The organism is Bacillus sp. S14(2024), assembly GCF_050473785.1.
Classification (GTDB): Bacteria; Bacillota; Bacilli; order Bacillales; family Bacillaceae_G; genus Bacillus_A; species Bacillus_A yunxiaonensis.
Map to the genome: position 1 here is coordinate 3,211,958 of NZ_JBFLUP010000006.1, position 19,760 is coordinate 3,231,717.

Annotated in this window: 21 protein-coding genes, 1 other RNA gene, 1 pseudogene and 1 riboswitch; of the genes and pseudogenes, 5 read left to right on the forward strand and 18 right to left on the reverse strand. The window is 36.5% G+C overall.

All coding sequences use genetic code 11. The annotated features are described in order from the left end of the window. Positions 1 to 60: 60 nt before the first annotated feature. From AB1279_RS16370 to AB1279_RS16400, 7 genes and pseudogenes are all read right to left on the reverse strand, one after another. On the reverse strand, positions 61 to 846 hold the full coding sequence (locus tag AB1279_RS16370; protein ID WP_429761449.1) for a recombinase family protein: 786 nt from the start codon (positions 844 to 846) through the stop codon (positions 61 to 63). Between the two features lie 582 nt (positions 847 to 1,428). Further along, positions 1,429 to 1,917, reverse strand: coding sequence for an antitoxin YezG family protein (locus tag AB1279_RS16375; RefSeq protein WP_242141979.1), 489 nt, complete (start codon positions 1,915 to 1,917; stop codon positions 1,429 to 1,431). A 5-nt stretch (positions 1,918 to 1,922) separates the two neighbouring features. After that, positions 1,923 to 3,596, reverse strand: coding sequence for a DNA/RNA non-specific endonuclease (locus AB1279_RS16380; RefSeq protein WP_429759908.1), 1,674 nt, complete (start codon positions 3,594 to 3,596; stop codon positions 1,923 to 1,925). Continuing rightward, complete coding sequence (locus AB1279_RS16385) at positions 3,593 to 3,955, reverse strand: DUF3958 family protein (protein WP_429759910.1); 363 nt, start codon at positions 3,953 to 3,955, stop codon at positions 3,593 to 3,595. Before AB1279_RS16385 ends, AB1279_RS16380 begins: the two co-directional genes overlap by 4 nt. A gap of 75 nt (positions 3,956 to 4,030) precedes the next feature. Next, a pseudogene (locus AB1279_RS16390) lies at positions 4,031 to 4,300 on the reverse strand (TIGR04197 family type VII secretion effector); the annotation flags it as partial. A 348-nt stretch (positions 4,301 to 4,648) separates the two neighbouring features. Next, the gene (pbuX, locus tag AB1279_RS16395) at positions 4,649 to 5,980 is read right to left on the reverse strand and encodes a xanthine permease PbuX (RefSeq protein WP_429759911.1); all 1,332 of its coding nucleotides are present in this window, start codon (positions 5,978 to 5,980) and stop codon (positions 4,649 to 4,651) included. Between the two features lies 1 nt (position 5,981). After that, on the reverse strand, positions 5,982 to 6,575 hold the full coding sequence (locus AB1279_RS16400; RefSeq protein ID WP_429759913.1) for a xanthine phosphoribosyltransferase: 594 nt from the start codon (positions 6,573 to 6,575) through the stop codon (positions 5,982 to 5,984). A gap of 109 nt (positions 6,576 to 6,684) precedes the next feature. Continuing rightward, positions 6,685 to 6,786, reverse strand: a riboswitch (purine riboswitch). 372 nt (positions 6,787 to 7,158) lie between these two features. On the opposite strand from AB1279_RS16400, the gene AB1279_RS16405 reads away from it, so the two are divergent. The 4 genes from AB1279_RS16405 (at position 7,159) to dhp61 (ending at position 9,856) form a co-directional block, all read left to right on the forward strand. Then, entirely contained in the window at positions 7,159 to 7,305 is a 147-nt protein-coding gene (locus AB1279_RS16405) for a cytochrome c oxidase subunit 2A (protein ID WP_336482854.1), read from the forward strand. Between the two features lie 30 nt (positions 7,306 to 7,335). Continuing rightward, positions 7,336 to 7,809, forward strand: a complete 474-nt coding sequence (locus AB1279_RS16410; protein ID WP_429759916.1) for a cytochrome c oxidase subunit II — start codon at positions 7,336 to 7,338, stop codon at positions 7,807 to 7,809. After that, the gene (locus AB1279_RS16415) at positions 7,806 to 9,455 is read left to right on the forward strand and encodes a b(o/a)3-type cytochrome-c oxidase subunit 1 (protein ID WP_429759917.1); all 1,650 of its coding nucleotides are present in this window, start codon (positions 7,806 to 7,808) and stop codon (positions 9,453 to 9,455) included. The genes AB1279_RS16410 and AB1279_RS16415 overlap by 4 nt, the downstream gene beginning before the upstream one ends. A 122-nt stretch (positions 9,456 to 9,577) precedes the next feature. Then, entirely contained in the window at positions 9,578 to 9,856 is a 279-nt protein-coding gene (gene dhp61 / locus AB1279_RS16420) for a protein Dhp61 (RefSeq protein ID WP_429759918.1), read from the forward strand. 37 nt (positions 9,857 to 9,893) lie between these two features. On the opposite strand, the gene AB1279_RS16425 is transcribed toward dhp61, so the two are convergent. From AB1279_RS16425 to AB1279_RS16465, 9 genes are all read right to left on the reverse strand, one after another. Further along, on the reverse strand, positions 9,894 to 11,411 hold the full coding sequence (locus AB1279_RS16425) for a carboxypeptidase M32 (protein WP_429750868.1): 1,518 nt from the start codon (positions 11,409 to 11,411) through the stop codon (positions 9,894 to 9,896). A 90-nt stretch (positions 11,412 to 11,501) separates the two neighbouring features. After that, complete coding sequence (locus AB1279_RS16430; RefSeq protein ID WP_429759920.1) at positions 11,502 to 13,442, reverse strand: ATP-dependent DNA helicase; 1,941 nt, start codon at positions 13,440 to 13,442, stop codon at positions 11,502 to 11,504. Between the two features lie 282 nt (positions 13,443 to 13,724). Further along, a complete protein-coding gene (locus AB1279_RS16435) occupies positions 13,725 to 13,910 on the reverse strand; it encodes a DUF3921 family protein (protein WP_429759921.1) in 186 nt (61 codons plus the stop codon). 63 nt (positions 13,911 to 13,973) lie between these two features. Continuing rightward, entirely contained in the window at positions 13,974 to 15,110 is a 1,137-nt protein-coding gene (locus tag AB1279_RS16440) for a THUMP domain-containing class I SAM-dependent RNA methyltransferase (protein ID WP_429759923.1), read from the reverse strand. A gap of 213 nt (positions 15,111 to 15,323) precedes the next feature. Further along, positions 15,324 to 15,712: RNase P RNA component class B (gene rnpB / locus AB1279_RS16445), an RNA gene on the reverse strand. A gap of 87 nt (positions 15,713 to 15,799) precedes the next feature. Beyond that, complete coding sequence (gene gpsB, locus AB1279_RS16450; protein ID WP_429759924.1) at positions 15,800 to 16,159, reverse strand: cell division regulator GpsB; 360 nt, start codon at positions 16,157 to 16,159, stop codon at positions 15,800 to 15,802. Positions 16,160 to 16,229: 70 nt separating this feature from the next. Beyond that, a complete protein-coding gene (locus AB1279_RS16455) occupies positions 16,230 to 16,784 on the reverse strand; it encodes a DUF1273 domain-containing protein (RefSeq protein WP_429759925.1) in 555 nt (184 codons plus the stop codon). Positions 16,785 to 16,842: 58 nt separating this feature from the next. After that, complete coding sequence (locus tag AB1279_RS16460; protein ID WP_429750879.1) at positions 16,843 to 17,370, reverse strand: CotD family spore coat protein; 528 nt, start codon at positions 17,368 to 17,370, stop codon at positions 16,843 to 16,845. A gap of 445 nt (positions 17,371 to 17,815) precedes the next feature. After that, a complete protein-coding gene (locus AB1279_RS16465; RefSeq protein ID WP_429759927.1) occupies positions 17,816 to 18,232 on the reverse strand; it encodes a YppG family protein in 417 nt (138 codons plus the stop codon). A 291-nt stretch (positions 18,233 to 18,523) separates the two neighbouring features. Between AB1279_RS16465 and AB1279_RS16470 the strand changes: the two genes are divergently transcribed. Continuing rightward, entirely contained in the window at positions 18,524 to 18,733 is a 210-nt protein-coding gene (locus AB1279_RS16470; RefSeq protein ID WP_429759929.1) for a YppF family protein, read from the forward strand. 114 nt (positions 18,734 to 18,847) lie between these two features. Here the strand turns inward: AB1279_RS16470 and AB1279_RS16475 are convergent, their stop codons facing one another. Both AB1279_RS16475 and AB1279_RS16480 read right to left on the reverse strand, forming a co-directional pair. Next, on the reverse strand, positions 18,848 to 19,198 hold the full coding sequence (locus tag AB1279_RS16475) for a YppE family protein (protein ID WP_429759930.1): 351 nt from the start codon (positions 19,196 to 19,198) through the stop codon (positions 18,848 to 18,850). Positions 19,199 to 19,211: 13 nt separating this feature from the next. Next, positions 19,212 to 19,454 (reverse strand): hypothetical protein, encoded by a 243-nt coding sequence (locus AB1279_RS16480; protein WP_429750886.1) that lies wholly within the window; start codon positions 19,452 to 19,454, stop codon positions 19,212 to 19,214. Between the last annotated feature and the right edge of the window lie 306 nt (positions 19,455 to 19,760).

Genomic DNA, 19,760 nt, shown 5'->3' on the forward strand with positions numbered 1-19,760 from the left:
ATCCATTTTTCATCACTCTAGTAGTATGTATAGTAAAATGAGCTAATTTTTTAAGTGAATTTATAAAATAATTGCTGCATGTTGTCCTTTTGTTTGTATTTTCCCGTATTTATACATGCCACGATAAAAATTCTCTCTATCTAACATGCGTTTTACTTGTACTTTCGTAAATTGTTTACCTTTCGCTGTGCAGTAGCCTTCTACATTCAATTGTTCTGCCAATTGGGTAAGTGACCAATTTTTAAAAACGTGTCTTAACTCAAATAGTCTACGTACAACTACCGCTTTCCCAGCATCTACTTCTAACACCTTTTGTCCTTTTTTGGCCTTGTAGCCAAAAAGTACGCCACCACCTGCATATCCACCTCGTTCAGCCTTCTTCTTTCTACCTCTACTTAACTTCAATGCAATTTCAAGTCGTTGATATTGGTCTAATAGTTCTAACATGCCATTCACCAAAAAGTCATTTGGATCATATGTGTAAATACTATAGCTTGATTGTTCAATTGCCTTCACATCTACTTCATGTTTCTTTAGTTCTCGTTGTATCAATACTTTCGCCATATCAGAGCGCCACAATCGTGATGTATTCAACACAACAACATAGCTTACTTGTTTATACGCCATATCCGACAATAACTCTTGTAATCCATCACGTTCAACTGTTAATCCATCTTCATCAACAGTCGCTCCGCTTAATCCTCTATCTTCATACACACGAAGTAGTTCTAAATTATTTTCGTTACAGTAACGTTCAATCTCTTCTACTTGATACGCTAAACTATACCCATCACGTACTTGCCCTTCCGTTGAAACTCGTATGTAACCAAAAACTTTCTTTCCCATCATAAATCCCCTCCCGTTACAGTAATTTGAGTCCCTGTAACGTTTACCCGTTTTTTGCGGATAACGTGTGCATAACGTCCATCCGTTAAAACGTACTTTACGATGACTTCAAAAAATAACACAACCTTTTATTTTTTCCTCTACTATCGTCGTATACTGTACATAGCCACTACAGCCTATAAAACAACAATAAAAATTTAACACTTAATGCACTTATAAAATTATATTGCTCTGTTAAATTTCTACGCTAAAACGCAAAAAAGCACTTGTTGCCTTTAATTGACAATCAAGTGCTTTAAGTTCATATGTTTTTAAGTAGCATAAATTTGTAAGTTTTGTAGTAACAGTATGACACCTTTTACATGTCATGACAACTACTACGTTAAAACTTACGAGTTTGTACGAGTTCGTTAATTTAATATACAATCCATGTGTTTATATTCGTCGCCCCGTAAAATATCATCTCGCCTAAGCTCGTACTTCGTTTTCTATTCTATCATTGCACACAGTACTCCATGATGGTACAACCATCATGAAGTATATACTTTTTAACAGCCTATTATTTTTCTGTCTTTTATTTAGTTAAATAGGATTATTCGGAAATTCACTATAATACTTATCAATCAACGCTTTATAATTTTCATCATTTGGTACTTCGCCTAAGTATTTATTTTTCCAAATAATCATTTGGTCACTAAAACTATATTCTGTATCGAACCAATTTGTATAATCGTAATGCATCTTAAATTTCCCACTACTCTCAAGAGTCATTGTAAAGGAGTACCAAAGTTCTTGCTGATTATCTTTAAAAACATTTCTTAATTCATCGCTCAACTCAAACAGCTTTCTTTTATTTTTTTTAAATTCTTCTTTATCAATAGCATAGTTAAATGGAATTTTTACACTATAATTAAAGCATTGTCTATTTTCAGGTGTATTATAAAAAAAGTAAGTTCCCCCCCCAGTTTCCGATATCTGAGCATAAAAATAAAATTTCTCCCATTCTTCTGGAATCATTTCGTTAACTGTTTCAGCTATTTCTCTATACAACTTATTCATTTCTTTTTCCACTTTAATCAACCTCCTGCGCGATTTCTAATCGTCTTCTCAAATATCCCTTTTCCTTCTATTTCATAAACTATCTCAAAATAATTTGGTCTTAGTGAAGTTCCTTGATAAACTGGTTCAATCTTTACATATACTTTTTTCGGTGGAATTTCACTCAAAGCATTAGCCCATTCTTTCTCCATGCTATACCATTCTCCACCGGAACGATTAATTTGTTTATTTTGAGCGACTAAATTATCAATGTCACCGGATCCATGAAATTGTGTTCCTATCAAGTGACCACCATCATCATCAGGCAACCTATCTTCTCGTCCTGCTGCTACCTGCATTCCTGTATTTCGTTTTCCTTTTTGAAGTATTAATTCTTCTGCCTCAACATCTACTATTCTACCAAGCTCATCTGTTGTATATTTATAACCATCCTCAGTAATATAGCGTACATTTGGCGCAAGTTCTTTCCTTCCATTTTTCCCTTTAATAATATGCTTCCCAAGATCTCCCTCTTTTATTTCCGTTATCTTAGGAGTGTTACCCGTACCCTTAGTAACATTTCCTTCTTTATCAAGCCTATCAGTCTCTTTAACTTTATTAACACGCCCACCAGAAGACGAAGAAGACTGGATCTTTTGAAGGGTATCAACACTATTTTGGAATGTCTTCCCTCCAACATAGATACCATGTGAAATAAGACCAAATCCAGCCGTTGTAGCAGCTGCGTCCAATGGAATAGCAATTGGCGATGCTAACCCACCAGTTCCTGCTTCCGCTACTAGAGTTAAAAAATTAGCGCCTCCTATGATGGTAAGACCTTCTAGAATTTCTACAATGGATGCCGCTCCTGCTACAACATTTCCAAAAAGCCTTCCAGCTTGGTAGGTTAACTTGCTTTCTAATTCATCATTATCACGTGGTTCTAGTCCAATAACGTTTTCTAAAGCTGCACTGCCAGCACCTTTAAAAAATTCTTTAATAGATTCCCAAGTACTGATAGCTGTTTTTTCATACCATGGTCTATTAGCTTCTTGTTCTTGTAAAGCCATTACTTTTTTGATTTGGGCTTCACGAGCCTTATCCTCTGTAATCTTTTGAATAGATGCCGTCCATCCCATATTCAATTCTTGTATACTAAATGTACCGCTAGCGGCACTGAAACCTTTCCCGCCTTGAACTTCCGCAAGACCTTGCGCGACACTGGCAGCTAGTTGGAGTGCTGTATCGTAGTTACTACTAGAAGTATAATTGAATGCATACAAATGTTCCAACTTTTCTTGAAGCTTTCGTAGCATCGTATAATAAATCTGTAGAATCGCCTGCGCGCCCGGCATGTCTTCGCTCATTGCTTCCAGCGCTGCTATTGCTTGCTCAAGCTCTCGAATTTGATCACGTATTTCTTGCTCGATGACATCTGTTGAGGCTACTTGTGATTGAAAGTCATTCGGAAAGGCATCATTTTGACGAATTAGTTCTTCACATAAGTAAATAATCCCTTGCGCTAAAGTACGAAAGGTTTGTGCAAAGAATGTTTTTGCACTGTCGTAAGTTTGTCCTTGTAAAACAGAATCGAAGACAAAAGCGTCAATCGAATTGATGGCTTGTTCCATGCCTTGAATCGTTGCAACACACATGGCATTCATACTTTGCGATTGAGCTCGTACTTCTCCTAGATACATGTTTAAACTCATGACTTCACCTCCTGTGCTAATTTTTGACGTTGATGGTGAAGGTCATTTTCTAGATTACTTAGGTGTTGTTTCTCCTTTAGCAACGCTTCTTTTTGATCTTCCAATTCGTGGGTAAGCTTTCGCTCGATTTGCCCGGCATCTTGACGCAGATGATGAAAGAATTGTCCTAGTTCTCTATCGTTATGCCAAGTTTCTAATATGCGGTTAAACAAACGATAGCTTCGACCTTTCCATTCATAAAAATCTGCTTCCGTTTGTTCTTGTTTTTGAATAGCGCGTTGATTTTGAGATTGTTTTTCGGAGATAGTTATTAAATTACGATTCAATTCATTGATTTTTTGTTCAATTGCTTGACTCATCTTTTCCTCCTACTTTTTTGCGTTTGCATAGGTTACCGTATCAGCGAAAGGATTTTTCATGAAAGAAGATTGATTAAAATTTTTGTAGAGTTCGTTATCCATTCGCTCAAATTCTTTCACTACAGAATGAATGTTATTGATTCCCTGTTGAAAGGCGTCATAAAATTGTTTAGTTAAATGTAAAGCTTGTTGATTTGCTTCTTGTGCTTTGGAGTTAACGGTTAACGTTGTACGTTCCGACTTGGTTATGGATCTATTTGCGGCACTTTGAATCGTATCGGCAGCTGTCCCCATTTGCGTTGCGATTTGTTCTGCCGTTTGAAAATTACTTTGAAATTGTCCCATCGCTTAAATCCTTTCTATCTTTTTCTGTTCAGTCTTTCAGAGTTTGTTCAAAAATCCGTGAATTTCCTCATGAATTTACAAAATATGAAAATTATACCATACAAAAACAGAAGTTTTATGAAAATTCCTGAATCATTGTATTTCTTCATTTTTATATCATTGCTTGTTGAAAATCGAAATCATACAAATTCTTTTCACTATTCTCAGACACTTTTCGAACACTAATTCTTTTTCTTTTCATAAAAAAACGCCACCTCTAAATTCATTCCAAAAGGAAAGAATTTAGAGGTGGCGTTTTAACATATTTTAGACGGTAATATGTTGAATAAAGGTGTATTAAAATTCCGTTTAACCTGCAAAATTTGCTACGTTGTTTTCTTCCTTAGCAACTTGCTCTTCTTTTACTTTCGTTTGTTTTTGCGGAACCATATTAAACACAATATTTAAAAGTACTGCTGATGCACTTCCTAATACAATTCCGTTATCTGTTAAAATACGAACGCTCTCTGGCAGCTGTGAGAATAATGTTGGCACAACTGTTACACCAAGACCAATCCCAACAGAGCATGCAACAATTAATAAGTTTTCCTGTTTTGCAAAGTTAACAGCGCTTAACATTTTAATTCCATATGCCATAACCATTCCGAACATCGCAAGCATGGCGCCACCAAGTACTGGCGTTGGAATAATTGTTGTTAATGCTGCAATCTTTGGAATAAACCCTAGTACAATTAACATACCGCCGCATGTGTAAATGACAACACGATTGCGCACACCTGTCAGTTGAACAAGACCTACATTTTGTGAATATGTCGTATACGGAAATGAGTTAAAAATACCGCCTAACATCATTGCAATTCCTTCTGCACGGTATCCTTTTGCTAATTCTTTTTCACCAATTTTTTTGTTACAAATATCTGATAGTGCAAAATAAACTCCTGTTGCTTCGACAATTCCCACACAAGCAACGAGAATCATTGTAATAATAGGTGTTAATTCGAATGTTGGTGTACCGAAGTAAAATGGCTGCACACCATGAAACCAATCTGCTTCCGCTACAGCTTGTAAACTTACCTTTCCCATTAACGCAGCAATTGTTGTACCAAATAATAATCCTAATAAAATAGAAATAGAGCGAATGAAACCATCAAAAAAACGGTACATAATGATGATAAATAACAATACTCCAAATGCTAATGCTAAATTGGATAAACTACCAAAATCTTTGCTTCCTACGCCGCCAGCCATATCGTTAATCGCGACTGGAACTAATGTAACTCCAATAACTGTTACAACTGAACCCGTAACAACTGGTGGAAATAGTTTTACAAGCTTCCCAAACACACTAGAAAACAAAACAACGAATAGTCCTGCTGCAATAATAGAACCATACACAGCGGATACTCCATATTGCTTACCAATAGCAATCATCGGTCCGACTGCTGTAAAAGTACAACCAAGCACAACCGGAAGCCCAATACCAAAAAAGCGATTCGTTAATGCTTGTAAAATTGTTGCAATACCGCACATTAATAAATCAATTGACACTAAATACGTAAGTTCACGCTGATTTAATCCAAGTCCGCCTCCAACAATGAGCGGAACGATAACTGCCCCAGCATACATTGCCAACATATGTTGAATACCAAGAGATGCAATCTTAAAAGGGTGTTGCTTCACCTTACTTCACCTCCGCTACCGCATGTTCAACAAAACGAACTGTCCCATTATCAAGCGATGCGATTTCTGCCAATGATTCTACACGAACGCCGCTCTCACGTAATTTACTTCCTCCATCTTGAAATGCTTTTTCAATCACGATTCCAATACCCGCTACTGTTGCTCCTGCTTGTTGTACTAAGTTCATTAAACCAAGTGCTGCCTGACCATTTGCTAAAAAGTCATCAATAATAAGAACACGATCGTCTTCATGTATATATTGTTTTGATATGGAGATCTCGTTCGTTTCTTGCTTTGTATAGGAATATACTTTTGCAATATACATATTATCTTGTAACGTTAACGATTTACGTTTTCTTGCAAAAACAACTGTTACACCAAATTCTAATGCAGCCATCACAGCTGGAGCAATTCCTGAAGATTCAATCGTCACGATTTTTGTAATCTTCTCGTCTTTAAAACGCTTTGCAAATTCTTTTCCGATTTCTTGCATAAGCACTGGATCAATTTGATGATTTAAAAATGCATCCACTTTTAACACATCATCTGACAATACTTTTCCTTCTCGCATAATTTTCTCTTGTAATAATTTCATAGTTAATTCCTCCTCTTATGCAAATAAAAAACTCCAAAAGCAGCCTTCACCCAATACAAGTGAGGGATGTGCTTTTGGAGCTTTGAAAAAAAAAGAATGCCACTATAGCAATATATTCGTCCTCACTCATAGTCGAAGCATTTACGGTACTTCGGTAGAAACTTGCAGGCCATATCCCTGCGATTATATGAGTGTTGCTAACCTATTTATTTATAGAAGAATTATAACTCACTTTCTTTACTTTGAAAAGCGTTTATCGAAAAAAACACGTACAAATTTCGAAAATATACACTTTTCGTTCGACTTTTGAAACCTCTTTCATTTTGAAATGATACACATATTTTTTAAGAAATTCAAAACCACTTAACTTGCTGCATTGTGAATGAATCACCCATTTCACATTTCTTTCACAATTCCTCATTACAAAATCTGTAATAAATCACGACCTATCAACTTTTCATCATAAGCATAGTTTTAATTGTATCAATGAACACTTTTTGAAAGCGCTACCCACTATGTGGTAATTGTCAAAATATTTTGTATGATAAAAGTGTAAAATTCACTTTCTTGAGGAGGAGAAAAAATGGGGGAGCGCAAATTACAGCCAGTCGAGAAGAAACAACAAAAGAAAAGTTCACTAAAAGGAACATTAATTTCTGTTTTTTTACTCGGCTTCTTTTTAATCTTTACATGGTTTAGTGTATATCAAATTTTTTTAAATCGATTGTAATGTTATTGGTAAACAAAGGGGAGATGGGATATGCACCTGCATAAATACGAAAAAATTTGGCTCATTTTCGGTATTGGTTCATTATTTGTATTTTTAGCTGTAATTGGAATAAGCGCCTTTTATATGGGAAACCAGCCGCCCAGCTGTTTAACAACAATTGATCCAGAAAAAGTAAATGCGACTGCTCCGTTTGATCATCCTGGTGTAAAACAAATTGGTAAAGATCATTATCAAGTAACAATTGTCTCACAAGCCTTTTCCTTTACACCAAATGTGATTAAAGTGCCAAAAGGTGCCAAAGTTGACTTTGTTGTCGCAACGAAAGATGTTGTGCATGGTTTTGAAATTGCTGGAACAAATGTGAATATGATGGTTGAACCTGGCTATGTTAGTACAGCTTCTCAAGTATTCCACAAGCCCGGTGAATATTTAATCGTATGCAATGAATATTGTGGTACAGGCCATCATATGATGAGTGCGAAAGTAGAGGTGACTGACAAATGATGCATGTTCAAGATAAAATATACAAAAAAGATGCCAAACTTGCGATGGCTCATATACATGTTGCATTTATCGCTCTATTTCTAGGAGGGATATGCGGATTACTGCAAGTACTTGTCCGATCTGGAAAGTTTAATCTTCCAGCTGGAATTGGTTATTACCAAGTACTAACAACACATGGTGTGTTACTCGGCCTCGTATTAACAACATTTTTTATTATTGGCTTTTTGTTTGCTTGTATGAGCAAAACTGCTGGGATTCTTTCAAAAGGGGTACGAACAACAGGCTGGATTGGTTTTTGGCTTATGACGATTGGAACAACGATTACTGCAGTTTTTATACTATTAAATAAAGCTACTGTTCTCTATACATTTTATGCTCCGTTAAAAGCTCATCCTGGATTTTACATCGGTCTTACCCTCGTTGTTGTCGGCAGTTGGTTTAGCGGCTTTGCAATGTTTGCTCATTATCGCACATGGAAAAAACAAAACAAAGGAAAAACCGGTCCATTACTTAGCTTCATGGCTGTTATTACAATGCTGCTTTGGCTCGTTGCCACTCTTGGCGTTGCTGCAACAGCCCTCGTACAATTTATTCCTTGGAGTTTAGGCGTTGTTGATAAAATTGATGTTCTCGTTAGCCGAACATTATTTTGGTACTTCGGCCATCCACTTGTATATTTTTGGCTTCTCCCTGCCTACATGGCATGGTATGTGATTATTCCAAAAATTATTGGCGGAAAAATTTTTAGTGATTCTCTCGCTCGTTTATCATTTATTTTATTCTTATTATTTTCCGTTCCGGTTGGATTTCACCATCAATTAACAGAACCAGGTATTGATCCTGGGTGGAAATTTTTACAAGTTACCTTAACATTCATGGTTATCATCCCATCATTAATGACAGCATTCTCTCTATTTGCATCATTTGAGCAATACGGCCGCTCAAAAGGAGCAACTGGACTATTTGGCTGGCTTCGTATGCTCCCATGGTCGGATGCTAGATTCTTTGCACCGTTCGTCGGAATGCTTATGTTCATTCCAGCCGGAGCAGGAGGACTTGTGAATGCAAGCCATCAATTAAACCAAGTAGTTCATAATACAATTTGGATAACAGGGCACTTTCACTTAACATTAGCCACATCTGTTGTATTAACATTTTTCGGCATTGGCTATTGGCTTATCCCCCACTTAACAGGACGTGTTATGACAAAAGAAATGAATCGCCTTGCAATGATTCAAACTTGTGTATGGGCACTTGGAATGTGCTTCATGTCTGCTGGGATGCACTTTGCTGGATTACTAGGGGCTCCGCGCCGCTCTTCTTTTTCCACATATGGAAATGCACCTCAAGCAATTGAATGGATACCATATCAAATTGCACAAGCAGTCGGAGGAACAATCTTATTTGTCGGCATTATACTAGCAATTATTATCTTCTTAGATCTTGCTTTCTTTGCACCGAAAGGGCACACTGAATTTCCGGTTGGAGAAGTATCTGATGCATCTGATCAACCACCGATTGTCTTTGATAATTGGAAACTATGGCTCGGAATTACAGCGTTGCTTATTTTATTCGCATATACCATTCCATTTATAGATATGATTCAAAATGCGCCGCCAGGTTCGAAAGGGTTTAAAATGTGGTAATATAGCAAGCAGAGGTGCTTTTTGGCTCCTCTGCTTTTTAATTCAATAATAGTACATGGTGAAGGAATTCTCATGACTTGCTGTGAATGTACTCTATAATATGCGTGTATGGAGGAAATTCAATGAAAAATAAGTATACAAGTTATGCCAAATTGAAACTTACATATCAATACAAATTTATCAATATCGACCTAGCAAATAAACTATTTACTATAGACATTATTGATGTGAAAAATGAAAGAATTATACTGACAATCTCTATGGATTTAAGCAAAGATACGGTTGAAATAGAGGGCAACCTTAAAGATTTCCCTCATAATATCGAGGAAACTCTATTTTCTTTAAAATCTACGGCTAACGATTGCATTAAAAATAACATTTCCAATTCCAATCAACTCTAAAATGAAAACGAGCTAAATAAATAGCTCGTTTTCTCTATTATAGCTCGTAAATCCCCTTGTATTTTCCCTCTAAATAATCCGCTAAATAGTTCGCGTTTAATCCTTCACCCGTTACATCTTGTAAAATTTCTAACGGTTGTTTCATTTTTCCGTATCGGTGAATATTTTCTGTTAACCATTCACGAATCGGTGTAACATTTCCTTCTTCTAATAATTCATCAAAATTTGGAATATCTTCTAGCATCTTATGCTTGAACTGAGCTGCATACATGTAACCAAGCGCATACGATGGGAAGTATCCGAAATCTCCACCAGCCCAGTGTACATCTTGCAGTACGCCTTGTGCGTCATTTTCTGGACGAATTCCTAGGTAGTTCTCCATTTTTTCGTTCCAAACAGATGGTAAGTCTTTTACTTCTAATGTTCCATCAAATAATTCTTTTTCAATTTCATAACGAACCATCACATGAAGTGGATACGTTAATTCATCCGCTTCGATACGAATGAAAGACGGTTTCGATTCATTAATTGCATCGTAAAAATCATCCATAGACAGATTATTAAATTGGCCATCTGTAAATTGTTTTAATAAATCATAGTTCTTTTTCCAGAACGACTTATTGCGACCAATAAAGTTTTCAAAGAATAAAGATTGTGATTCATGAATACCCATAGATGTGCCATCACAAAGCGGTGTACCTTCTAATTCTTTTGAAATATTTTGCTCATACACTGCATGACCACATTCATGAACTGTGCCAAATACCGCCATGCGGAAATCATTTTCATCATAGCGTGTTGTAATGCGGACATCACCACGATTTAATGTAATTGCAAATGGGTGCACTGTTTCGTCTAAGCGTCCTGCATCAAAATTATAATCCAATTGCTTTAATAGTTGTAAACTAAATTGTTTTTGCTGCTCTTTGGAAAAATGTTTACTTAATGCTTCCGTTTGCAACATTTTATTTGCACTAGCAATTTGTCCAACAAGCGGAACAATACGTTCACGTAACTGACCAAATACACGGTCTAATACTTCTACTGTTACACCAGGCTCGTACATATCTAATAATGTATTATACTTGTATGTTTCATAACCCCAATATGTAATAAACTTCTTTTTAAATTCAACAATCTTTTCTAAGTATGGACGGAACATTTCAAAATCAGATTTTTCGCGTGCTTCTTCCCACACACTCTCTGCTTTTGCTTGTAATTTGACGAATTCTTCGTACTCATTCTTTGGAATTTTTTTATTTCGATCATATTCTTTTCGGCACTCTTCTACAGTTTTTCTTGTCACATCTGAGAGTTTTCCTTCTGCAATTAACTCTTCTAATCCTATTAAATAAGCCTCCATCTCTTTAGATGTTGACATATCGAACACTTCTGCTGAAAGCATACCAATTACTTCAGAACGTTGATCTACACCGTTTTTGGGCGCACCTGTGCGTAAATCCCAAAATATAAGGTTCAGTGCTTCCTCATAATTCATCATTTTCTTTATAAAAGCTAGAAACTCTTTTTCAATTTCATATGTAACTGCCGTCATATTCAAAGCCCTCCTTTTCCTACTCCACTTTAATTCAACGCAAATGTGCAAATTCCTCTTATATATAAATAAGCTTGGCATATGCCAAGCTTATTGTAACATTTCCCCTTCTACTGGGAGAACTTGTTTGACAGCTTCTACTACTTTTTCATTCTCACCTTCTGATAAGAATAGCGAAATATATCCTTTATCTTCACTCGTACGAATTAAACGCCCAATCCCTTGACGAAGACGTAAAATCATATATGGAACGTCAACATCCCAAAACGAATCATTTACGTGCTTACGCTTCGCTTCAAACACAGGGTCATTCGGAGGAAATGGAAGTGACCAAATAATAACATGAGTTAGCGAAGAACCTGGAATATCTAAACCTTCCCATAAATGAACCGCACATAATACCGTGTCCTCTTCATTTTGGAAACGAGAAACAAGCTGACTAATTTCTTGATCTCCTTCATATAAAAACGGTACTGACATTTGTTCTTTCCCTACATATTCTTTAAATGCTAATAGCTCTTGTTTCGTACGGAACAGAATCAATGTACGTCCATTTGTTTTTTGGATTTCTTCTAATGCATACTGACATTTTCTTTCCCATTCATTCTCTTTTGTATATGTTGGTAAATAAACTTTCATTTGCTCTTCATATTCGAATGGAGAAGCAACTGAGAATGACAAGTAATCTTTTACCCCTAAGCTATTTGCAGTAAATGCAAAAGAATTATTTTCTGATAATGTCGCAGATGAGAAGATGTACGGAATTTTTTTGGAGAATACTTTTTCTTGCAGCACTTCTTCCACCGCACGCGGCATAATAACAAGCGTAAAGGCACCATCGCCTTCTTCTCCCCACGTAATTACATTTTTCTCATGCATAAACAAGCGTAATGAATGCTCTAATACATCTAAATGTTCGTCAACAATATTTAAATCATATGTGTTCACTGTGTACATTTCACTTTCAAAAACAAGCGCGTCGCCAACTTCAGAGATTTTTGCATATAAACGCTTTGCCTCTGTCGTTACTTTTTCTGTTAATTGAATTTCTAAACGGTCAGAACCAGCAATTTCTTTCTTACTTTCTTTTAGCGCTTCAAAGAACTGTTCCGTTTGCCAAATTGTTTCTTCTACTAAATGAGCGAACTCTTCGCGAATATCATTTTGCAGTAATCTTGTTAAAAGTTGTTCCATCATTGTTTGTTTTAAACGATACGTAAGTGCTTTTTGCGCTGCATATTCTACAAGATGCCCTTCATCAAAAACAACGCAGCTACTTTCCGGTAACAATGGCATTTGTCCTTCACGTTTACGTGCATCATACGTCCAAATATGATCCATATAAAAATCTTGCGAACAAATAATTAAATCTGCAGCTTTACGATAATGTTCACGAGATAATGTTTGTCCGCAGCGATGGCGAGACTCACATGTAAAACAGTCCTGGAAATAGTCCCAAGATACTTTAGACCATTCTTCATCGTTTAATAACGGAAATTCTTTTCGATCGCCGTAATGAGTAAAGTTTTGCATTGTTCCATGATCAAATACGAATTGAGGCAATTCATAATACAAATCTTCAATCACTTCCGGAGCTCGTCCACTCATTACATCTTCGAGTTTACGTAAACATAGATAATTCTCCATTGATTTTGCCAAACGTACATCGACAGATAATCCTAATGCTTCTGATAATTTAGCAATGTCTCCTTCTTCTTTCACAAGCTGCTCAATCAACGTTTCGTCCGCACAAGCAATAATCGCCGGCTTCCCTGTATAACGTGCATAACAAATCGCATAAAGAAGATATACAATTGTTTTCCCTGTTCCAACACCCGCTTCAGCAAACATTACTTTCTTCTCTTGAAATGCTCGTTCTAATTGGAACGCCATGAAAATTTGTTCGTCCCGCTCTTCAAATCCCTTTTCCGGTAAAATGTCGTAAAATACGTCTCCAATCCACTCATTTAACTTGTCGAAAAAATTATCTTGTTTCCCCACTTCAAATGGCAGCTTTTGCTTCGTAAACATGTTATTCCTCCAACTACATAATTTCTATATAAAAAGACAGAGCAACTACTCATAAAAAGAGCAGTTGCTGTTTTCTTGTTGCTTACATAAAGTGAAACTTCCATCAGTGGGGGTTCTTCATTCCCACTGATGGTTAGTTGAACCAATCGGGCTTTTACGGGCAGTTATCCCCCACCTATCTTCTTCGCTTTTCTCTCAATCTTGAGGTGGAGGCTTACTGCCCGTTAATGCGGGATACCAAAAATGAGCGAAAAAAGTTTTCCTAGATGCAGGAAAACTTTTTTACTCTATCAATGACTTTAAATACCGTTTATCAATCAATGTTTCATGTGATAAAGCTGATAAATATTCTTCACGTGCTCTTTGTAATTCATGATCAGCTACGCCGTGAAGGTTTACTTCTTTTTCTAATTCATCATATGTATGATGAATAGCCTTTTGAATCATAGAAAATTGCAAACCATCCATTAGCGCTTCCTCCTTTAGATAATCGCATAATAGCAAGTATATGCGTTCTAAAGAAGTTTTATACTAATCACGCGGCGGACGTTTGCCGAAATACTGATAATAATCAGTGCGAATAAATCCATTAAATAATTTTCGTTTCTTTGATGCATCTTTGCCGTACCATTTCTCAAACTCTGGATGACTTGTTAATACATATAAAGACCAAGTATCCAGCGGCCTAAATGCTTGTCCCATATCCGCATACATTTTTTCAACAAGAGGCTTTTCACTTAAACGCTCTCCGTATGGAGGATTCGTCACAACATAACCATATTCCTCTTTTGTTGTAAAATCTTTTACTTGCATTTGCTTAAATGTAATAAGATCACCAAGTCCCACTTCATCAGCATTATCCTGCGCAACTTGCACCATACGATGATCAATGTCTGATCCGATAATCTGAAGTGGTTGATCGTAGTTTGCTAAATCCTCTACTTCTTCACGAGCCATGCGCCAGTTGTCTTTACCAACCCAATCCCATCCATCAGAAGCAAAATCACGGTTAAAACCTGGGGCAATATTTTGGCCAATTAATGCAGCTTCAAGTGGAATTGTTCCAGAGCCGCAAAATGGATCTACAAATGGACGATCCGGCCTCCAGTTTGTCAGCATAATTAACGAAGCTGCCAACGTTTCTTTTAACGGTGCTTCCCCTTGCCCTACGCGGTATCCACGTTTATGAAGCCCAACACCACTTGCATCAATTGTCAACGTCGCTACATCTTTTAATAGTGCAACTTCGATACGAAATAGCGGGCCATTCTCCTCAAACCATGTTGTACGTCTATATGTACTTTTCAATTTTTCAACGACTGCTTTTTTTACGATACTTTGACAATCAGGTACACTAAATAATGTAGATTTGATCGATTTACCAATAACAGGGAATTCTCCATTTTCCGGAATATAATCTCCCCAATTTAGTGCCTTTGTTTTTTCAAATAATTCATCAAATGTTGTTGCCTTAAATTCACCAACTTTAATTTTCACACGATCCGCTGTACGGAGCCATAAATTACTGCGACAAATAGCTTTTTCGTCCGCTTCAAACGTTACTTTCCCATTATCTACCTGGCATTCATAACCGAGATTGCGAACTTCTCTTGCAACAAGCGCTTCAATTCCCATTGCAGCAGTTGCAATTAAAGTAACTTTTCCCATTTCCATTCTCCTCATAATATATAATCAAACACTCATTAGCAGTATATTGTTCTCTGCTAATCAGTTAAAATCATAACAACTTATTTCACTTCAATTGTATTAAGTTTGCAAAACTTTCTTTACCATTTTAACTCACATTCCAAAAGTTCATACAAATAAAAAGCCCTCCTCTTACAAAGGAGAGCTGAACTAACTCATGATTGGTTCATAACGTTCTGTAAGCCATGTTCTGTACCTTTGTACTGCAAACGGCCCACGCCTCGTACTCCGGTGGCAATCATCTATCTACAGAGCAATTGCATCTGTCTTTTCCCATCGTTCATTTCCTTAGGAAAAGTTCCCCTACCAATATTTGGGTTTCTCGCTCGTGGGGTTTACCTCGTTCCACTCCCATCATTTCTTCTGGGACTTCGTCACTGTGGCACTTTAAAGGTAGTCAAACCATATCCAATGGACTTAGGTTTTTTCCCTGCCGTTAATCCAGCTTTACGCCAGAATACCCTAGCTTATGACTTCGCTAGGCACGAACACTACGACCATCTCAGGTCGTGCGAGCATGGACTTTCCTCTACAACTAAGCGTTGCAGCGATTACCCAAACGTTATGACATGAATTAGTATAGTGGAAACATAAACATTTTGCAACGTTTTTTGCATGTAAATTGCTACAAGTTTATTTAGATGCTTCCATTATTCGTACAATTTACTTCCAAACACAGCTTTTTCCAAATTCGACAGACGTTTTAAAATATCTGTATTCGTATTGTTATAAACTGGTTGCGGAGTAGGAACAGGAGCTGGAGCTGGAGCTGGAGTTGGCGCCGGTTGAGATTGCACTTGTTGCGCCATTGCTTTTTGCTGCTCCAATTCTTGCTTTAGACGTGAATTTTGTTGCTGTAATTGTTCAATTTCTTTATGGAATGCTTCATAATCCTTAATAATCATGTCTAAAAATTTGTCTACTTCTTCTTGTTGATAGCCTCGCATTCCTGTTTTAAACTCTTTTTCTAAAATATCTTTCGCTGTTAACTTAATTTTATCAGAAATCATTTATTCCACCTCAAGTCTTTACCAAAACTTTCATTAAGTAAATTTTTTCAGAAACAGTCCGTTTTGTCAATCATATTTCCTTATTCCACTGTTCTTCTTCTATTATATCTTGTAAATCAGAAAAAAGTATAAAATAACATTGATAATTTTGTGCTTCTTCCTTTTTTTTCGCTGCCTCTACTATATATTTAGGACTTCCTGGTTTCTCTTCATCATACATAGCAAGTAGTGCATCACTTTTTTCAATGAAAAACTGATTTTTTAGCCGGAATTGCTCTGGGCTTTCATATTTCCGCTTCGTTATGCTATCAACGTGATCAGCTTGTGAAAGAATAAATTCATAATACTCCCGATTGTTTTCTTTCCAATTTTCTTCTTGCTCTAAAAAAGGGGTAAATACAGCTAATTTCAAATCTGGATATTCCAATTGCAAATCAAATACAACTTCAGCTGCCCATAGCTCAATCCCTAATTGTCCGCTAATCATAACCCATTCTAATCCTTCTTCTAGCAAAGAAAGCAGCCTTTGATGTATCGCTTTTTTTATGTAAGAAATTCCAGGATGGTCATTTGAAAAAATGCCTAGTTCAAATGGCTTATATCCTGTAACAGCTACAACTTTCATATGAAACGCCCCTTCTCTAAAAAAAAGAACTAGCAATTTGCTAGTTCTAGCATAACACTTACTTTTTAAACATGCCACCAACATTTGGGCCTGGTGGTAACATTGCTGGACTTACACTTGGTCCAACATTTGGGCCTGGCGGTAACATTGCTGGACTTACACTTGGTCCAACATTTGGACCAAATGGCGATACTTGAGGGCCACATGGGCAATGATGTCCATGATGTCCACCAAATCCTCCACCAAACCCTCCACCAAACGCTGGATCAACAGGGTCTATAACATTTGCAGCAGAGTGTGTTTGTGGGAAATAATGCTGAGATTGCACTAGCTGATGATGAACGTGTTTCGTATGCGTTGGGTGAATATGAGGGACCACCGTTTTTGAAAATGTGTGTGTTTCACAACATTTTGTCGGATGCACAATAGGAGGTGTTGTTGTAATTGGTGCAACTGCTCCTCCGAAAGGTGCAACTGCTCCCCCGAAAGGCGCTGCCCCCCCGAAAGGTGCAACTGCTCCTCCGAAAGGTGCAACTGCTCCCCCGAAAGGTGCTGCTCCCCCGAAGCAAGGATGACAATGATGCATAGTTCTCTCTCCTCTCACAGTTTGAAAATGAGCTTACACTTTACAATATGAGAAAAGAGTAAAAGCCGTTTGTTACAAACACCTATTTCTATATTGGAAATTTGTCTATAAGAAATGTTTAAATTTTGTAAAAATAAAAACAGTTAATGTAATCATGACAAAAAACAAAAGTAAAATAACCTTTTTCACATTCGTTCTCTCCATACATCATATTTTAAAGCTACTGTCATTGTAAAATGGATGGAAAGTCCGAACAACTCCTTTTTATGACATTTCACATGCAAAATTTGGATTTTCATTAACCTGCACGTATCATACACATTTTAGGAAATTCTTCTTCAATCCTTTACACATATTTTCCTATGTAAAAGATTAAAAAACAGCCCGTATGAGCCCGATTAGTTCAGCTAACCTTTCATGGGAAAGACACCCACGAAAGGAAGCTTCACTTTATAAAAAAGCCCCCTACTTGTTTGACAATGCCGGTAATTTGATTCATTGCATTCATCATTTGACCTGCAGTACCCATCATTTTATTAATGTCATAATTTCCATCAGCTGTTTTAAACTGCGATATAAAACTGGAAAATTGACTTGGTTGTTGTTTTGTATAGTTTTGTTTATTCATCATCGGATATGGCGTATGTGGATGAAAAGAAGATTGAATAGGTTGTTTCGGTGGATAAAACATTGGTTGATTCATTGGTTGATTCATTGGTTGATTCATTGGCTGATTCATTGGCGGAAGTTGAAAAGGTTGAAAATAATTTGTTTGATTCATATAGTAAGGCATAAAAGGATACATATTATAACGTAAGTATGGATCCTGTTCAATCTGATACATGCTGGAATGTTGAAACATACATTCTCCCTCCTCTAACAGTTTTCTATATAGTTAGAATATGAAATCATAAAAAAAATGTGTAATCATCCTATAAGTTGAAAATTCCTGCGTTGACTAGTTTTTTCATTGGCCATTACTAGTCGATTCCCATTTTTCAAATCATTACCATAAAAGGTAAAAGACAACCGATAGTTGATAAAGTAATACAAATTATATCTTACGCAAAATTTAAATTTTCAAAAAAATAAAAAAGTAAGCGTTTGTATGCTACCATTAAATAGAAAAGATTCTTATGGGGGAGGAATCAGCATGGTATTAGGGGATTTAAAACAAGATTTTTTCGAAAAAAAGGGATATGAACCTGAGGATTTAAATGAGTTACTTGATTTTGCAAGACATTCTTATTTACAAGGAAAAATTTGCTTATCACAGTATAGAAGTGTAACACGTGAACTAGAAACAATCGGGGCTACAAAACCAGCTTACGAAACAGGAAAAGATATCGTGACAGAAATATAAAGTGAAATTTCCATCAGTGGGGGTTTTCTTCGTCTCTCACTGATGGTAAGCTCGCCCAATCGGGCTTACTGCCCTAAAACAGCGGGATAAAAATAAGAGGGGGCTCCCCTCTTATCATTTACACTGTTCTAAAATATTTTGTAATGTATAATGAATCGCCTGATGTGTTTCATAAAAACGCTTTCCATTCATTTTCTGTGCAAAACACTGTAAAGAATTACTTTGTAAATTTGTACATACTTGTTCGATTTGCTGTACATGTATATATTTAGGCTTTGCTCGATACAACCAATCAATCGCGAGCTGTTTCCATTCTTCTAATCCTTCATCTACTAAAGACACGAATGGCTTTATGTCATGATAAAAGTCAAACTCAAGTTCTTCACTTTCTCTTTTTTTTATAATTGTTTCATCATTATATTTAATTAATTTTTTTGTCACTTCAATCAATATTATATATTCCACTATTTCCACCTACTTATATGCTAACTGCTACTACTTGAAACGTTTGTACCCAATTACCTTTCTCTTCATGATGCAATAATTTCGTTTCCATATGTTTTATATGCATTTCCATTATCTCTACTTTATTAGCGACAAGTTCTCTTTTATCCTTAAGCGCATGATTAACTCTAAGCGACACGTTCATTTCAAGCAAATCAAGAGTATTTAACATCTGATCCATTTTTTTCATTACATCCTCTTTCTGAACCATTTTCATCTTCAAAACGCCTCCCTCTTTGCCTTCCTTTTGTCATGTTAATTCGACAGCTCCTTTTTCGCTCCTGCATGCTTGACAAAACTAGTTTTAATTCGGCAAAGAAAGTGATTTTTTGTATGAAGTTTATGAAAGTGGCAACAATACGAAAGGGAGGTGTTGACAATGGCTAAAAACAAAAATGAAGGCAAAAATGAAAGCAAGAAAAACCAAACTCAAAGTAGACAAAACAAACCAGAAACAGGAAATCCAAAATTGGATGGACCAAATTTCCCTGCTACATAAAGTGAAACTTCTTTTCATGGAAAC

Excerpts from the sequence above, each read along its gene's own strand:
- AB1279_RS16370 (WP_429761449.1), bottom strand. The coding sequence starts at position 846 with ATGGGAAAGAAAGTTTTTGGTTACATACGAGTTTCAACGGAAGGGCAA.
- AB1279_RS16380 (WP_429759908.1), bottom strand. The coding sequence starts at position 3,596 with ATGAGTTTAAACATGTATCTAGGAGAAGTACGAGCTCAATCGCAAAGT.
- AB1279_RS16385 (WP_429759910.1), bottom strand. The coding sequence starts at position 3,955 with ATGAGTCAAGCAATTGAACAAAAAATCAATGAATTGAATCGTAATTTA.
- AB1279_RS16400 (WP_429759913.1), bottom strand. The coding sequence starts at position 6,575 with ATGAAATTATTACAAGAGAAAATTATGCGAGAAGGAAAAGTATTGTCA.
- AB1279_RS16405 (WP_336482854.1), top strand. The coding sequence starts at position 7,159 with ATGGGGGAGCGCAAATTACAGCCAGTCGAGAAGAAACAACAAAAGAAA.
- AB1279_RS16410 (WP_429759916.1), top strand. The coding sequence starts at position 7,336 with ATGCACCTGCATAAATACGAAAAAATTTGGCTCATTTTCGGTATTGGT.
- AB1279_RS16415 (WP_429759917.1), top strand. The coding sequence starts at position 7,806 with ATGATGCATGTTCAAGATAAAATATACAAAAAAGATGCCAAACTTGCG.
- dhp61 (WP_429759918.1), top strand. The coding sequence starts at position 9,578 with ATGAAAAATAAGTATACAAGTTATGCCAAATTGAAACTTACATATCAA.
- AB1279_RS16425 (WP_429750868.1), bottom strand. The coding sequence starts at position 11,411 with ATGACGGCAGTTACATATGAAATTGAAAAAGAGTTTCTAGCTTTTATA.
- AB1279_RS16430 (WP_429759920.1), bottom strand. The coding sequence starts at position 13,442 with ATGTTTACGAAGCAAAAGCTGCCATTTGAAGTGGGGAAACAAGATAAT.
- AB1279_RS16435 (WP_429759921.1), bottom strand. The coding sequence starts at position 13,910 with ATGGATGGTTTGCAATTTTCTATGATTCAAAAGGCTATTCATCATACA.
- AB1279_RS16440 (WP_429759923.1), bottom strand. The coding sequence starts at position 15,110 with ATGGGAAAAGTTACTTTAATTGCAACTGCTGCAATGGGAATTGAAGCG.
- gpsB (WP_429759924.1), bottom strand. The coding sequence starts at position 16,159 with ATGATTTCTGATAAAATTAAGTTAACAGCGAAAGATATTTTAGAAAAA.
- AB1279_RS16455 (WP_429759925.1), bottom strand. The coding sequence starts at position 16,784 with ATGAAAGTTGTAGCTGTTACAGGATATAAGCCATTTGAACTAGGCATT.
- AB1279_RS16460 (WP_429750879.1), bottom strand. The coding sequence starts at position 17,370 with ATGCATCATTGTCATCCTTGCTTCGGGGGAGCAGCACCTTTCGGGGGA.
- AB1279_RS16465 (WP_429759927.1), bottom strand. The coding sequence starts at position 18,232 with ATGTTTCAACATTCCAGCATGTATCAGATTGAACAGGATCCATACTTA.
- AB1279_RS16470 (WP_429759929.1), top strand. The coding sequence starts at position 18,524 with ATGGTATTAGGGGATTTAAAACAAGATTTTTTCGAAAAAAAGGGATAT.
- AB1279_RS16480 (WP_429750886.1), bottom strand. The coding sequence starts at position 19,454 with ATGAAAATGGTTCAGAAAGAGGATGTAATGAAAAAAATGGATCAGATG.